General features: G+C 43.2%; 15 protein-coding genes. 12 read left to right on the top strand and 3 right to left on the bottom strand.

Annotated elements, in window-relative coordinates; translation table 11 throughout:
• Positions 1-51 precede the first annotated feature (51 nt).
• Entirely contained in the window at positions 52-396 is a 345-nt protein-coding gene (locus tag B9Y67_RS06895) for a nucleoside hydrolase (RefSeq protein ID WP_085506018.1), read from the bottom strand.
• 209 nt (positions 397-605) lie between these two features.
• Between B9Y67_RS06895 and B9Y67_RS06890 the strand changes: the two genes are divergently transcribed.
• Both B9Y67_RS06890 and B9Y67_RS20960 read left to right on the top strand, forming a co-directional pair.
• Positions 606-797: a hypothetical protein gene (locus B9Y67_RS06890; RefSeq protein ID WP_085506017.1), complete on the top strand. Its 192-nt coding sequence runs from the start codon at positions 606-608 to the stop codon at positions 795-797.
• A 152-nt stretch (positions 798-949) separates the two neighbouring features.
• Positions 950-1,084 (top strand): hypothetical protein, encoded by a 135-nt coding sequence (locus B9Y67_RS20960; protein ID WP_254901734.1) that lies wholly within the window; start codon positions 950-952, stop codon positions 1,082-1,084.
• Positions 1,085-1,170: 86 nt separating this feature from the next.
• On the opposite strand, the gene B9Y67_RS06885 is transcribed toward B9Y67_RS20960, so the two are convergent.
• Positions 1,171-2,502 carry a short-chain fatty acid transporter gene (locus B9Y67_RS06885; protein WP_085506016.1) on the bottom strand — a complete coding sequence of 444 codons (1,332 nt, stop codon included), beginning with the start codon at positions 2,500-2,502 and terminating at the stop codon, positions 1,171-1,173.
• 339 nt (positions 2,503-2,841) lie between these two features.
• Positions 2,842-4,083 (bottom strand): dicarboxylate/amino acid:cation symporter, encoded by a 1,242-nt coding sequence (locus tag B9Y67_RS06880; RefSeq protein WP_085506015.1) that lies wholly within the window; start codon positions 4,081-4,083, stop codon positions 2,842-2,844.
• 503 nt (positions 4,084-4,586) lie between these two features.
• Between B9Y67_RS06880 and B9Y67_RS06875 the strand changes: the two genes are divergently transcribed.
• The 10 genes from B9Y67_RS06875 (at position 4,587) to B9Y67_RS06830 (ending at position 14,320) form a co-directional block, all read left to right on the top strand.
• The gene (locus B9Y67_RS06875) at positions 4,587-5,021 is read left to right on the top strand and encodes a ferritin-like domain-containing protein (RefSeq protein WP_085506014.1); all 435 of its coding nucleotides are present in this window, start codon (positions 4,587-4,589) and stop codon (positions 5,019-5,021) included.
• 501 nt (positions 5,022-5,522) lie between these two features.
• Complete coding sequence (locus B9Y67_RS06870) at positions 5,523-6,830, top strand: ABC transporter substrate-binding protein (RefSeq protein ID WP_085506013.1); 1,308 nt, start codon at positions 5,523-5,525, stop codon at positions 6,828-6,830.
• A gap of 198 nt (positions 6,831-7,028) precedes the next feature.
• Positions 7,029-7,889 (top strand): carbohydrate ABC transporter permease, encoded by an 861-nt coding sequence (locus B9Y67_RS06865; protein ID WP_085506012.1) that lies wholly within the window; start codon positions 7,029-7,031, stop codon positions 7,887-7,889.
• Positions 7,889-8,710, top strand: coding sequence for a carbohydrate ABC transporter permease (locus B9Y67_RS06860; RefSeq protein WP_085506011.1), 822 nt, complete (start codon positions 7,889-7,891; stop codon positions 8,708-8,710). Before B9Y67_RS06865 ends, B9Y67_RS06860 begins: the two co-directional genes overlap by 1 nt.
• 20 nt (positions 8,711-8,730) lie before the next feature.
• Positions 8,731-9,753 (top strand): LacI family DNA-binding transcriptional regulator, encoded by a 1,023-nt coding sequence (locus tag B9Y67_RS06855; RefSeq protein WP_085506010.1) that lies wholly within the window; start codon positions 8,731-8,733, stop codon positions 9,751-9,753.
• 40 nt (positions 9,754-9,793) lie between these two features.
• Complete coding sequence (locus B9Y67_RS06850; protein ID WP_085506009.1) at positions 9,794-10,513, top strand: ThuA domain-containing protein; 720 nt, start codon at positions 9,794-9,796, stop codon at positions 10,511-10,513.
• Positions 10,514-10,534: 21 nt separating this feature from the next.
• Positions 10,535-11,566 (top strand): Gfo/Idh/MocA family protein, encoded by a 1,032-nt coding sequence (locus tag B9Y67_RS06845; RefSeq protein ID WP_085506008.1) that lies wholly within the window; start codon positions 10,535-10,537, stop codon positions 11,564-11,566.
• Positions 11,567-11,572: 6 nt separating this feature from the next.
• Complete coding sequence (locus B9Y67_RS06840) at positions 11,573-12,613, top strand: Gfo/Idh/MocA family protein (protein ID WP_085506715.1); 1,041 nt, start codon at positions 11,573-11,575, stop codon at positions 12,611-12,613.
• A gap of 19 nt (positions 12,614-12,632) precedes the next feature.
• Positions 12,633-13,601 (top strand): sugar phosphate isomerase/epimerase family protein, encoded by a 969-nt coding sequence (locus tag B9Y67_RS06835; RefSeq protein WP_085506007.1) that lies wholly within the window; start codon positions 12,633-12,635, stop codon positions 13,599-13,601.
• A 26-nt stretch (positions 13,602-13,627) separates the two neighbouring features.
• Positions 13,628-14,320 (top strand): YesL family protein, encoded by a 693-nt coding sequence (locus B9Y67_RS06830; RefSeq protein WP_254901733.1) that lies wholly within the window; start codon positions 13,628-13,630, stop codon positions 14,318-14,320.
• The last annotated feature ends 80 nt before the right edge of the window (positions 14,321-14,400 follow it).

Below are 14,400 nucleotides of genomic sequence, written 5' to 3'. Positions count from 1 at the left end.
AGCTTACCAACACCCCGGGTCCTCCAGAATTTGGAGGGCTCAGGGGTGTTTTTACGTTTCAATAATCAAATCAGCAGCATGGATCTCTTCTACTTTTTTGACAGGGGCGTCAGGAAAATGAGGACCGTCCAATCCGCTGTCTCCGTGGATTTCTCCTGCGATTTCACTTTGTTTCACTAATGGCCGTTCTGCTCCCATGGCAAGTGGGATGTCATTTAACTGCAAAAGGTCACATATGCGCTGGGCGTTCAAGGTAGTCTTTTCAACTTCCACATTACCTGCCACAGTGGTAATCGCTTCAATATTAATCTTCTCACTGAAAGCGGCCAGGATGATAGAAATAGCATCATCATGACCCGGGTCGCAATCTAGTATGACATTGGTCCGTGTGGTCATTATTATCCCTCCTGTAGTTAATCATTATATAGAAAATTGTCGAAGATTAATATTTTTCTATACAAGGAATGATACTTTTCATTCTTTCCTCCCTCTAAAATTAAATTGTCTGATGAAATAACCTGACAGAAACGTTAATATCATATTTCGCCAAGCAGGTACACAGAGAGTAAGATGTAACCATAAAGTTAATTAGAGGAGAGATAGGAATGTATGAAGATCTGAAAGAGGAAATACGCGAGGAAGAACTCCGGGAACTGATGGATGACTATCAGACGAACTGCTGGAGATGCCGTGAATCCGTGGATATGTCAGAAGTAGTTACAGTGACAGACGGCAGGACATACTGGAAAGAACTATGTCCCGATTGTTATGACTTCTATAAAGAAGCTGCCAAATGATATCCTGCATACTCCGGATTGAGGAGGGCTCCGGGGTGTTATTTCCAAAATAGAAACAAATATTTACAAAAAACTACAGAAATCTTCTCTAATCTATGGTATATTCTTATTATTGACAAAACGGAAGTTTGATAGATTGGGAGGGGTAGTAGTTGGAAGAACAGCGGAAACTGACCGAAATGCTGCAAAACTTGATTCAAAAGACGGAAACAAAGGAAATTCAATCGTCAGAAGAAATGATCAAACAAATTGTTGCTAAACTTGAAGGGTATCGTTTGCAGAACTAAACCATTCGAATTCAACAGCATTTATACTATATATTACGAAAGACCGTCACTTTGGAGCACTTCCAAAGAGTGACGGTCTTTTTTGTTTAAATAAATAACAGTGCTAAGGAAATAGGTATGGCGCTCCAAAACAGGATGATGACGCAAAAACCCATGATGTCTTTTACTTTGAGACCTGCAATCGCAAGGAGCGGCAATGCCCAGAATGGCTGGATCATGTTTGTCCAGGCGTCTCCCCAGGCGACAGCCATTGCTGTTTTTGCTGTATCGATTCCAAGGTCCAGGGAAGCAGGTATCATGATTGGAGCCTGTACGGCCCACTGGCCGCCTCCTGATGGAACAAAGAAGTTGACGATTCCTGCACTTAGGAATGCGAATAACGGGAACGTGAATTCCGTGGAGATACTCACGAACCACAGCGACATTTGTTCGGATAAGCCGGAAGCGACCATCATTCCCATGATTCCCGCATAGAAAGGAAACTGAATGATGATTCCGCCTGCATTTCTAACGCCATCGGTGACACTGTTCAAAAATCTTCTTGGCGTCTTATGAAAAATGATGCCGAGAAACAAGAAAATGAAGTTCACTATATTAATATTCAAGTCCAGTCCGTTTTGAAAAAAATGAAAAATGATGAAAGCTAATCCTAATATTCCAATCAATAAAGAAATGATCATACTGTTTTCCAGTCGCTCCGCTGGAGTCATATCGCTCACGGAGGTTGCGGCCAGTTCTTCCTCGGCTGACTCTGTTTCTAAAAAGTCCAGATTGTTTTTACTTAAATCCCCGCTCGTTCTCAATAACCACAAGTTCAATAGCGGCAATGACACCAGTAATACAAGTACAATCGTGATATTCAATCCGCTGAACAGTGTTTCTGTAACTGGGATGCTTCCGATACTGTCGACTAAAAAATGGTCATCTGTGGCAATGGTAAGGGGGATAGACCCTGACAAGCCACCATGCCAAAGCAGAAACCCGCCATAAGCGCTGGCCATCAGAAGGCGATAATCGACATTCGGTACCCGCTTAGCAACATGGACAGCAAGCAAGGCACCGACAACAAGTCCGAACCCGTAATTAATCAGACAGGCAATTGCGGTGACGAAGGTGACCAGCACAATCGCTTTGCCAGGCGAGTCGGCCAGCCTGCTTATTTTTGCTAAGATGAATTTTACAACTGGTGTATTGGCTAATATGTAACCAGTGACAACAATCAGTGACATTTGCATCGCAAACGCCAGAAGATCCCAGAAACCATCGCCCCAGTATTGCACCATTTCACCAGGGGAACTTCCGGTGATTCCGATTCCCAGCAAAAATACGACAAGTGTAAGTATGATAGCAAATAAGAATGCGTCTGGCAGATAGCGCTGTACCAGGCGGTCGAAAAAAGAAGTAACTCCTTTTAACATAAAACTCCTCCTCTGATATGTAATCGTTTACAAAAGTCTGTACCTTCTTATCTAAAAATAATAAAGAAGTACGTTCATTATTTGGATTAGAAGGAAAATTCAGACTAATAATAGTGTCTTAAACTTTTGTCGAAAAAGCAAGAGGGTTTTCTATATGAATGGATATAAACCTATATAAGTCTGTGGCTGGCATACTATCTTAATTGCAAGCTATACCTTATATCGGTCTTGTCTTAATAACACACTGACTTAACGCCCGCCTATAGTTTCTGTAAGTAAATATGGGAGTTATTAAAGCATAAAAAAGGAACAGGCGCACTGCCTGTTCCTTTAAATGTACTACGAAATTTCTTCAGCCGCAGGCTGTTCAGGTATTCCGTGTTTTTTCTCGGATTCTGCAACGACTACTGCACAGGCAGCATCGCCATAGACGTTGACAGCTGTACGCAGCATGTCAAGGAGACGGTCGATACCGAGGATTAACGCAATACCTTCTACCGGCAGTGCGACCTGATTAAGCACCATTGCCAGCATGATCAATCCAACCCCTGGAACACCCGCTGTACCGATACTAGCAAGTACGGCAACAACTACGACCATAACCAACTGGCTGAATGCCAGGTCGGTTGCATAGACTTGAGCAATAAAAATGGTTGCAACCCCTTGCATAATTGCTGTTCCGTCCATATTGATCGTAGCTCCCAATGGCTGTACGAAACTGCTGACAGGCTTAGGGACTTTCAACTCTTCCTGTGCGGTTTTCATGGAAATCGGCAGGGTGGCACTGGAACTCGATGTACTGAAGGCCACTGTTGCTGCCGGGAAGAATTTTTTGAAAAAGAATACAGGATTCATTTTGCCTAAGAAAGAAACCACTGAACCATAGACAGCGAATAGATGGATAAATAATACCGCAATAACGACGAGCATATAGGCAGCCATTGCCTTTGCACCGTCCAATCCCATTGTTCCAATAGCAGACGCAAGGAGACCGAACGCACCATAAGGCGCAAACTTCATGATGACGTTTACTAAAAACATCATAATTTCATTACCCTGTTCAATGACTCTCATGACACTTTCTGTCTTTTTGCCAAGCATGGCTAGTGCGAAACCGATAAAAATCGAAAATGCAATGATTTGAAGCATATTGGCTTCCGTCATCGCCTGGATAGGATTAGTCGGAATGATATTGGTGAATGTTTCGATTACGGTTGGTGCTTCCTGGCTTTCATACTCAGCACCAGCTGTATTGAAGTCGCCGCTTCCTGGCTGGAAGGCATACGCGAGTGCGATTGCAATCGTAATAGCTACTGTGGTAGTAGCAAGGAAAAAGGCGATTGTTTTACCACCGATACGACCCAACTTTTTTGGATCACCGAGTGATGCTACCCCTAAAGTAATTGAAAAGAATACGATCGGTACGACGAGCATCTTGATGAGGTTAAGGAAGATGGTACCGAGCGGACTGAAGATATAGGTATCTAATGTAGTGAACAACTCCGGTGCGGAAAAATGCAGAAATAGACCTACAGCAGCACCGAGAAGAAGACCGATGAGAATCTTGGTTGTCAATTTCATAGTTTTGTTCCCTCCTGTGTTAAGTGATGGTATTCAATTGTTTGTGGTTGCGGGTTGGAATGGATAGTGGGTGAGACCAGTCTCGCAGGGGTGTTTTTCTATAAAAACGACCGAACTCGAGGCTGGGTCGCTTTTTCCCCTTTTATAAACTACCATAAAAATTATTGCACGTAAAAAGGTTTCAATTAATGTGGGAATAATTTAATAATTATGTAATTAATACGTAATAGAACTAACAATTAGAATCAAAAAATGTAAACAACCCCGGGTTATCCAATATTTGGAGGACCTGGGGTGACCCGTTAGATTTTCATGTATTTGATTTGTATTTTAGTTAAGAATAAATTAGGACAGGTGTTAGCTAACTGTGATGTTTCTCACTTCTTGATGTTTTACATTTCTCTACAATGGTACATAGATAGAGAAAGGTTTAAGTACAGGGCGATACGGGTATAGGTATAATGGGATGAACGAAACAACTATTTTAGAAAGGATGTTGTTTAATGGATGCAAAAATGAAAGAACTGATTGACGGTTTGAATGAAGACTTGGCACATGAGTATGCAGCTTCAATTATGTACACATTCAACGCTGCTACAGTGGATGGATTATACTACTCCGTGTTGAAACCATTCTTTGAAGGTGAAATTAGTGACGAGCAGGGACATGCGCTGTACTTGTCTGAAAAAATCAAAACATTAGGTGGGACACCGACCACGAAGCCTGCAGAAGTGAAGCAGCTGGAAAACGTGAAAGAAATGCTGGAAGAAGCACGTAAATCAGAGGAAGAAACGATCAAGCGCTATGAAATTCGTAAAGAACAAGCGGAAGAGCTTGGTCTCACGGAACTAGTCGTAAAGCTTGACGATATGATCGCCGATGAAACACACCATATGGAAGAAATGGATCGTCTGCTGGCAGATCCACGACTTCAGTAAAAACCGGTAGAGAACTCCAGGAGTCCCAAAAAGGCTCGCTGGAGTTTTTTCTGCTTTCCTCTCTTACCCCGGATCCTCCAGAATTTGGAGGGCTCCAAGGTGTATGGCATCTTTACTGAGTCAATATTATACAATACATTCGACAATTTATCTGAAAATTACTATTGTTTTTCTATTTTATGCGTGATATTATTTGATTAATGATTTTATGCAAACGTATTCACAAAAATTGCGCAATGCATCGATTATGGCTTTATTGAGTGTCTTTTTAATGGTTTGCATTTTTTTACATACCAGAATGCAAACGTATGCACTGGTTTTTTCTAGTACTTTATGAACGTTTCACTTTGTTGAAGGATTAAAGTATAAGTAACACTTAGGCTTTCGCCATAAGGACTTGGCGATAAACCAAGTGTTTCTATTAATCTACTGATTCGTTGACTTTTTTTGTGGATGCGTGGAAGCGCATACAATCAAACCATTCTAAAGGGAGTGTCTAGTATGAAGAAGAAAAAGTTTTACGGAATAGCCTCTGCTTTATTGGCATCCACTATTGCGTTGACTGGTTGTTCTTTTGGTGAAGATTCCAGTTCAACTTCCAATTCAGACGAAAATTCGGGAGATCAGGTAACCATTGATATTTTCCAATTTAAAGTAGAATTCAAAAACCAATTTGAAGAGCTGACAGACAAGTATGAAGAAGAAAACCCTGATGTAAATATTAATGTCAAAACAGTCGGAGGCGGTAATGATTATGGCTCCTCATTGAAAACGTCGTTCTCTTCCGGTGAAGAACCGGACATTTTTAACATTGGCGGACCTTCCGACTTGGAGCAATATGAAGACTACCTGGCAGATCTCTCTGATACCGATGCTGCTAATGCAGCGCTTGACGGCACGCTGACAAGTGTCGATAAAGATGGAGAAACACTTGGTTTGCCATTCAACCAGGAAGGCTACGGTATTCTTTATAATAAACAAATCTTTGAAGAAGCAGGCATTGACCCAGCTGAGATTAAGACACATGAGGATTTAGTGGAAGCAACCGAATTATTGGAAAGTAAAAAAGATGAGTTGGGTATTCAGGCTCCATTCGCTTTACCAGCTAAAGAAACATGGGTTATCGGAAACCATTTAGCAAACGCATTCTTAGCAGATGAATTCAACCACGATGTTATGGAAGCTTATAATGCCGACAGCGTTGAATTTGCGATGGGAGATCAAATGAAACGTTTCTTAGACCTTCAGAACGAATATTCTGTACAACCTACATTGAGCCTGGACTATTCTCAACAGGTTGAAGAATTGTTCTCTCTTGGAGAAGTCGCTATGATTCAGCAAGGTAACTGGGTGTATAACACTATTCAGGAGATGGATCCAGAAATGGCAGAGAATAATGTAGGCATCATGCCAATTCCTGTAGAAGGATATGAAGGCAGCCTTCCTGTAGGTGTTCCAATGTACTGGTCTGTTAATAAAGAGTCAGAAGAAGAAGTTGTCCAGGCAAGTAAGGACTTCCTGGACTGGATGTATACTTCCGAGGAAGGTAAAAAGTTTGTAACAGAAGAGTTCAAGTTCATTCCGGCATACGAAGGGTATGAAGATCAGGAAATCGCTGATCCAATTTCCAAAGATATCTATGAATATGCAGCGGAAGGCAATACATTAGGATGGGTCTTCCTTGGCGCGCCAACCAACTGGACAGAAGGAAGCCTGGCGGTCAATATGCAGCAGTATTTAAGCGGGGATATCACTTGGGAAGAAGTAGAAGAGAATGCCCGTAATGATTGGGAAAAATCACGTCAGTAATTAAATAATCATGCTGTCATAAAGGTTGTTCGTTTTTGGGCAACTTTGGAAAATATCTCTTCTGTCAGGTATCGGTCAGATACCGATTTCCCTGATAGTCGAGATGTTTTCATTTATTCATCCGTTCTGCACCAGAAGCAACAAACCACGAGCGATAGCAATAGTGGTTATCGTGCTCAGTTATTGGAGGAGATACACATGCAAAATCGCAGTCCGGCTTTTTGGCTATTTCTTACCCCTGTAATCCTGGCATTAGGAATTGTTGTTGTCATTCCATTCATTTATGGGCTGTTCTATTCATTTACCGATTGGAATGGTTTAAGAGCGACACAGTTTATCGGGTTGGAACATTACATAAATCTGTTCCAGGAACAAGAGTTTATGAATTCGATCTGGTTTACGATAAAGTTTGCGGTAGCTTCCGTGTTATTGTTGAACTTTTTTGGCCTGGCATTGGCATTGATTGTTACTCGTAATATTAAGACGAATAACTTGCTTCGCACTGTCTTCTTCATGCCAAATCTTATAGGTGGTCTGATTTTAGGGTTTATTTGGCAGTTTATTTTTATCAGTGTGTTTGGCGATGTTGGCGATTTGCTTGGCGTTGAAGGAATGAAAGGCTGGCTGTCAACTACCGAAACAGGTTTTTGGGGATTGGTCATCCTGACGTCATGGCAAATGGCAGGCTACATTATGATCATTTATATCGCCTACTTGGAGAATATTCCTAAAGAGTTGATTGAAGCAGCTAAAATCGATGGGGCCAGCAGCTTTCAACGCTTTAAAAATATCACTTTCCCGCTTGTGGCACCAGCTTTCACAATCAGTATGTTCCTGACACTTTCTACATCATTTAAGATTTATGACCAGAACTTATCACTGACCAACGGCGGACCGTATAATTCCACACAGATGGTTGCGATGGAGATTGTCCGGACTGCCTTTTCCGATAACCAAATGTCCTATGCCCAGGCAAAAGCAGTCATTTTCTTCTTGATTGTTGCTGTCGTGGCGCTGACACAGGTTTACTACAATAAGAAACGAGAGGTTGAGATGTAATGAAAAACAAGGAAAAGAAAAGCTTATTCTCAATCGAAATTCTCGGTATCCTTTTGGGACTTTTGTGGATCGCACCGTTTTACCTTATGATCGTTAATGCCTTTAAAACGAAACGGGATATTTTCAGCGGAGTACTTGGCCTTCCTGAAACCTGGGAATTCGATAACTTCATCCAGGCGTTCATTGATCTCAGTTTCTTAAAATCTTTGTTCAATTCCGTGATGATCACTGGACTCAGTGTAGGAATTATTATCATTTTTTCATCAATGGCTGGCTATGCGCTGGCAAGAAATAAAAGTAAGTTCAGCGGCTTCTTATTCTTTGTGTTTGTGGCGGCTATGCTGATCCCATTCCAATCAGTAATGATCCCGTTGATTTCAATTTTTGGGCAGGCAGATATGCTTAATGCCGCAGGGTTGATTTTTATGTATTTAGGATTCGGGTGCAGCTTGTCAATATTTTTATACCATGGTGCCATGACCGGTGTATCGAGATCATTGGATGAAGCAGCAATCATTGATGGAGCAAATCGCTTCCAGTTATTCTGGAAAATCATCTTCCCATTGTTGAAACCTATCTCGGTGACAGTCGGGATACTGAATGTTATTTGGATTTGGAATGACTACTTGCTCCCGTCTCTTGTGTTAAGCGAAGCAAATGCAACGATACCTTTGAAAATGTTCTATTTCTTTGGTCAGTATACAAAACAGTGGCATTTGGCTCTGGCTGGTCTGACGATTGCCATCATTCCAGTCATCATTGGATACTTTTTCGCTCAAAAACAGATTATCAATGGGGTGTCTGAGGGCGCGGTAAAATAATAGACAGGAGTGGATCGAAGGTGTCAGTTACAATCAAAGATGTAGCGAAACAGGCGAATGTGGCGCCATCCACGGTATCACGCGTCCTTACCGACAGCCCGAGGATCAGTGAGAAGACGAAACGGAAAGTACGGAAGGTCATGGAGGAAATGGGCTACCATTTGAATTTCAGTGGACGGATGCTTGTACAGCAATCAACTCAGACGATTGGAATCGTGATGAAGGGTTCATCCAGCCATTCATTCGACAATCCATTCTTTTCCGATGTGCTGCGAGGAATTAGCGCTTCCTGTCATAAACATGATTATAGTATCAATATTACAACAGGTGATTCGGAAGATGCGATTTATCGCGATGTCATCAAGATGGTTCAAGGAAAACGTGTGGACGGAGTGATCGTTCTTTATTCGAAGGAAGACGATCAAGTAGTCCCATATTTGCGCGAACGTAATTTCCCATTTGTCATGATCGGGAAACCTACTGCAGATGCCAAAGATATTATATACGTGGACAATGATAATGTGCAGGCAAGTAAAGAAGTAGCAGAATTTTTGATTAATCTCGGTCATGAAAAGATTGGTTATATTGGCGGGGATACTCATTTTGAGGTTACTACCGCCCGATTAACTGGATTCCAACAAGCTGTGGCTGCCTACGGTATCGATATTCCCGATAGGTTTTATAAAAATATCCAGCTGAACAATGGTGATGCTAAAAAAGCTGTAGGAGAATTACTTAGCGTTGATGAACCGCCTACAGCATTGATAGTTACCGATGATTTTAACGCGCTAACTGTTATGCAGGCTCTTCAGGAACAAGGAATTCGAATTCCGGAAGAGATGAGTGTGATCAGTTTTAATAATACGATTATCTCCCGATTGGCCAATCCGCCACTGACAACAGTGGATACTCAACCCTATCAGCTTGGATATGAATCTGCGGATTGCCTCGTGGCTCAGCTTGGAAGCGACAAGATGTTCAAAAAGAGTGTCATCGTACCAACGGTGATTGTGGAGCGGGATTCCTGCATGACCAGGAAGTAAGAAATAAAATATCATCTTAGTAAGTAAAGGAGAGAGGTCAATGAATATTTTAGTTTGGAATGAGTTTCGTCATGAAAAGGAGAATAAGGTAGTTTCTGATATCTATCCAAACGGCATCCATGGGGTGATTGCTGGACTCCTGGAGGGAGAAGGCCATCAGGTGAAAACAGCGACTTTGGACGAAGAAAAGCATGGACTGACCGATGACGTGTTAGCCGAGACCGACGTTTTGTTATGGTGGGGCCACAAAGCTCATGATGAAGTGAATGACGAAATCGCAGAAAAAGTGAAGCAGCGCGTTCTGGATGGAATGGGACTTGTCGTCCTTCATTCTGCTCACTTTTCTAAAGTTTTCAAAAAACTGATGGGGACAACATGTGATTTGAAATGGCGTGAAGCTGATGAAAAAGAACGGTTATGGGTCGTGGATCCGAGTCACCCGATCACAGAAGGGTTAGGCCAGTATATTGAGTTGGAAAAAGAAGAGATGTATGGAGAACATTTTGATATCCCGGCACCGGACGAGCTTCTGTTTGTCAGCTGGTTCGAAGGGGGAGAAGTTTTCCGAAGTGGGGCAACATTCCGGCGTGGACGCGGAAAGATTTTCTATTTCCGTCCCGGTCATGAAACCTATCCAACTTACCATAATGAAGAAGTTCAAAAAGTCATTCAAAACGGTGTGAAGTGGGCTTATAACCAGGGAACTCCAAAGCATGTCTATGGTAATGCACAGCCGTTAGAAAATATTTCTGAAAAATAAGGAATCATGGGAGGCAGAAAAATGGATACATTGAAAATTGCAATTATCGGTTGCGGAAGCATCGCACAAAATCGTCACCTGCTTGAATTCGAAGCGAATGAACATGTAGAGATTACCGCGGTATGTGACATTGTTGAAGAACGGGCAATGGTGACAGCAGAGGCGTTTGGCGCCCAATCCTACACGAACTATGAAGACCTTTTGGAAAAGGAAGAAATCGATGCAGTCAGTGTCTGTCTGCCGAACTACTTGCATGCACCGGTGTCGATCGCAGCATTGGAGGCAGGCTGCCATGTCCTTTGCGAAAAGCCGATGGCGACATCAAGTGAAGAAGCAGAGAAAATGATTGAAGCGGCGGAACGTAATGGCAAGAAATTAATGATCGCTCACAACCAGCGGTTCGTTTCTTCTCATGAGCGTGCACGCAAGCTGATTGAAGCAGGGGAAGCAGGAAAGATCTACAGCTTCCGCACGACTTTTGGGCATGGTGGCCCGGAAGGCTGGAGCGTTGATGGTGCGGACAGTTGGTTCTTTAAAAAAGATGAAGCTTTCATCGGTGCGATGGGAGACTTAGGGGTACATAAAGCCGATCTCCTTCGTTATCTGCTTGGGGAAGAGTTCGTTGAAGTAGCCGGTTTTGTCGAAAATAATGCCAAAGAAAATGTGACTGTCGATGACAATGCGGTCTGTATTTTGCGAAGCGAGTCCGGGGTTGTGGGTACGTTGACAGCGAGCTGGGCCTATAACGCAAACGAAGATAATTCGACCGTCGTCTATGGCGAAAAGGCGACATTGCATTTGGAAGATGATCCTGACTATTCATTGGTTGTCCAATATACGAACGGAGAAGTGGTGAAGTATGAACTTGGCCAGATTCAGTCTAATGAAGAAGGCGGTCAAACCAATACCGGTGTGATTGATCATTTTGTTGATTGTATTGTTGAAGACAAGCAGCCACTGATCGATGGCGAGGAAGGTAAACGTTCGTTGGAAATCATCCTTGCAGCCGTGGAATCAGGAGAAACGAAACAAATCACCAGGTTAGCGAAGTGATCAATGATGCAAAAACTGAGAATGGGAATTATTGGAGTAGGCGGGATTGCCACACAGCGGCACATTCCTGCCTATCAATCACTCCAAGACCAAGTTGAAATAACAGCAGTACACGATGTGAATATAGAACGTGCCAGCCAAGTGGCAGAAGAATTTGCCATTCCGAATGTCGTCGAAGACTACCATGAGCTCTTCGACCATGTCGATGCCGTCACGATTTGTACCCCGAACAAGTTCCACGCTGAGATTTCTATTGCGGCTTTGGAAGCAGGGGTCCATGTGATGTGTGAAAAGCCGATGGCGATGACAGCCGAGGAAGGAACAGCCATGCTTGAAACGGCAAAGAAAAACGATCGGCTGCTATCGATTGCTTATCATTATCGGTACACACCGGAAGCCCGGCTGGCAAAAGAGGTCGTGACCAATGGGGAGATCGGTGATCCATTGGTAACCCGTGTCCAGGCACTTCGCCGCCGCAAAGTACCAGGATGGGGCGTATTTACGAATAAGGAATTGCAAGGTGGCGGAAGCCTGATTGATTTTGGCTGCCATTTACTCGATTTATCACTTTGGCTGCTTGATAATCCAAAGCCAGTCGAAGTAATCGGCAAAACTTATGACCGACTCAGCAAAGTTCCTGGCCAGGTCAACGACTGGGGTCCATTTGATCATGAAAAGTTTGATGTCGATGACCATGTAACCGCCTATATCACATTTGAAAATGGCATGTCGATGCAGTTCGAAACCTCATGGGCAGCCAATATAAAGGAAGATAAAACGTCATTAAGCATTTCAGGCGTTGATGGCGGTCTAGATGTTTATCCATTCGAGCTTTATCAGGCCAAGTATGGAGCCGTATGGGACAGCAAGGTCAAGGTCCCGGAAGAAGAGACAGATCCAGGTGTGCTTCAGGCGAAAAATTTCATCGAGAGCTGTAACGGCGATGCCCGATTGGTAGTCGAGCCGGAAGAGGCATTGAAAGTGACAGAACTGATGGAAGCGATCTATTTAAGCAGTGAAACTGGTTCAAGTATTAAGCTAACTTAATAGGATGGAGGAGAGTACCATGAAATTAGGCGTATTTACCGTGCTATTTTCTGATATGAGTTTTGAAGATATGCTGGATCATGTAAGAGAGTCCGGACTGAAAGCGGTCGAAATCGGTACCGGCGGCTATCCAGGCAACGCTCATTGTAATGTCGATGAACTTTTGGAAAGCGAAGATAAGCGTCAAGAGTATCTGGAAAAGGTTCACTCCCGCGGTTTGACGATCAGCGCATTCAGCTGTCATGGCAACCCGTTATCACCGGATGAGGATTTCGCAAAGGAGTCCCACGATATTTTTGTGAAAACGGTCAAGCTGGCAAAGCTGCTTGACGTGCCGGTTGTCAATACATTTTCCGGCACACCGGCAGGGGCAGAGGGAGATAAGACACCAAACTGGCCTGTCACTCCATGGCCGGGCGAATACTCTGATGTTCTGGAATGGCAATGGAGAGAAAAGCTGATTCCTTATTGGAAGGAACAAGGCAAGTTTGCTGAAGAGCATGGTGTGAAAATCGGTTTGGAATTGCATGCCGGCTTTCTTGTGCACACACCATATACGATGCTGAAGCTGCGTGAAGAGACGAGTGATGCCGTCGGGGCAAACCTTGATCCTAGTCACTTGTGGTGGCAGGGAATCGATCCGGTCGCCGCTGTGAAAATTCTTGGCAAAGCGGGCGCTATCCATCATTTCCATGCCAAAGATACGTATATCGATCAGGAGAACGTCAACATGTACGGTCTTACGGATATGCAGCCATACGGCGGTGTTCAGTCGAGGGCGTGGAGTTTCCGGTCTGTCGGTTATGGACATGGCATCCAGGAATGGTCTAATATTGTAAGTGCGCTTCGAACTTACGGATATGATCATGTCATCTCGATTGAGCATGAAGATCCAATCATGTCGATCAATGAAGGGTTCAATCAAGCCGTGAAAAATTTGAAAGCAGTCAATATCGAAGAACCGCCGGCAGATATGTGGTGGGCGTAAGTTGATGAGTTGAAGGAGGAGATCAGGTGAAAACATCAGGATTTATGGGAGGACTCTATGTTGTAAGCGAGTGGATTATGCGATTTTCCCTCCTCAATTTGCAATGGGTCGTCTTCAACTTACCGATCGCCCTCCTTCTCATCAGCATGCTATATATAGAAAAAACAGAAGACCTCTTTTATTTAGCGGTGCCTCTCATCGTACTTGTACCCGTGTTGTTTTTCCCGGCAACGACCGCGATGTTCGCCAAAGCACGGGAATGGGTACGCGAGGCAGAAGTGGAAAGGGAATCTCGGAAATATATCAGCTATTATAAAGAAAATTACATAACCAGCCTGCTGGCAGGTATTGTTTTTGTCACATTATGGGTCGTCTGGCTTGCTGATATTTATTACTTTTCGGATAAGAACCAGGTGATCATGAATCTGTTCGTCGTGCTGGGAATATTACTGTTTATTTTTACAGTGAATTTCTTCTCGGTCAGTGCTCACTATAATATGAAACTCCGCGGGCTGTTGCGCCAGACTTTTTTCATCACCGTAGGAAGTCCACTTTTATTTCTGGCAGTTTCGATTACAAGCGGCATCGTTTTGTATATTAGTCTTAATGTATTTCCGATTATCATACCGCTGTTTTCAGGAAGTTTGATTGCTTTCCTGGCATTTTCCGCCTTCTACCGGCTGTATTTGGAAATAATAGCGAAAAAATTAAACCGATAGTCGTGCTGCAGGTTGCCTTAAGCCTGCAGCTTTTCTATGATTTCCTTTAAAACTGTAAGTGTGCGTCCTGTCCGACTAAT

The organism is Thalassobacillus devorans, from assembly GCF_900176565.1.
GTDB lineage: Bacteria > Bacillota > Bacilli > Bacillales > Halobacillaceae > Thalassobacillus > Thalassobacillus devorans_A.
This window is presented reverse-complemented; position numbering and strand designations above follow the sequence as displayed.

Bases quoted from the DNA above. Each gene is read 5' to 3' on its own strand.
- B9Y67_RS06895 (WP_085506018.1), bottom strand. From the start codon at position 396: ATGACCACACGGACCAATGTCATACTAGATTGCGACCCGGGTCATGAT.
- B9Y67_RS06890 (WP_085506017.1), top strand. From the start codon at position 606: ATGTATGAAGATCTGAAAGAGGAAATACGCGAGGAAGAACTCCGGGAA.
- B9Y67_RS06885 (WP_085506016.1), bottom strand. From the start codon at position 2,502: ATGTTAAAAGGAGTTACTTCTTTTTTCGACCGCCTGGTACAGCGCTAT.
- B9Y67_RS06880 (WP_085506015.1), bottom strand. From the start codon at position 4,083: ATGAAATTGACAACCAAGATTCTCATCGGTCTTCTTCTCGGTGCTGCT.
- B9Y67_RS06875 (WP_085506014.1), top strand. From the start codon at position 4,587: ATGGATGCAAAAATGAAAGAACTGATTGACGGTTTGAATGAAGACTTG.
- B9Y67_RS06870 (WP_085506013.1), top strand. From the start codon at position 5,523: ATGAAGAAGAAAAAGTTTTACGGAATAGCCTCTGCTTTATTGGCATCC.
- B9Y67_RS06865 (WP_085506012.1), top strand. From the start codon at position 7,029: ATGCAAAATCGCAGTCCGGCTTTTTGGCTATTTCTTACCCCTGTAATC.
- B9Y67_RS06860 (WP_085506011.1), top strand. From the start codon at position 7,889: ATGAAAAACAAGGAAAAGAAAAGCTTATTCTCAATCGAAATTCTCGGT.
- B9Y67_RS06850 (WP_085506009.1), top strand. From the start codon at position 9,794: ATGAATATTTTAGTTTGGAATGAGTTTCGTCATGAAAAGGAGAATAAG.
- B9Y67_RS06845 (WP_085506008.1), top strand. From the start codon at position 10,535: ATGGATACATTGAAAATTGCAATTATCGGTTGCGGAAGCATCGCACAA.
- B9Y67_RS06840 (WP_085506715.1), top strand. From the start codon at position 11,573: ATGCAAAAACTGAGAATGGGAATTATTGGAGTAGGCGGGATTGCCACA.
- B9Y67_RS06835 (WP_085506007.1), top strand. From the start codon at position 12,633: ATGAAATTAGGCGTATTTACCGTGCTATTTTCTGATATGAGTTTTGAA.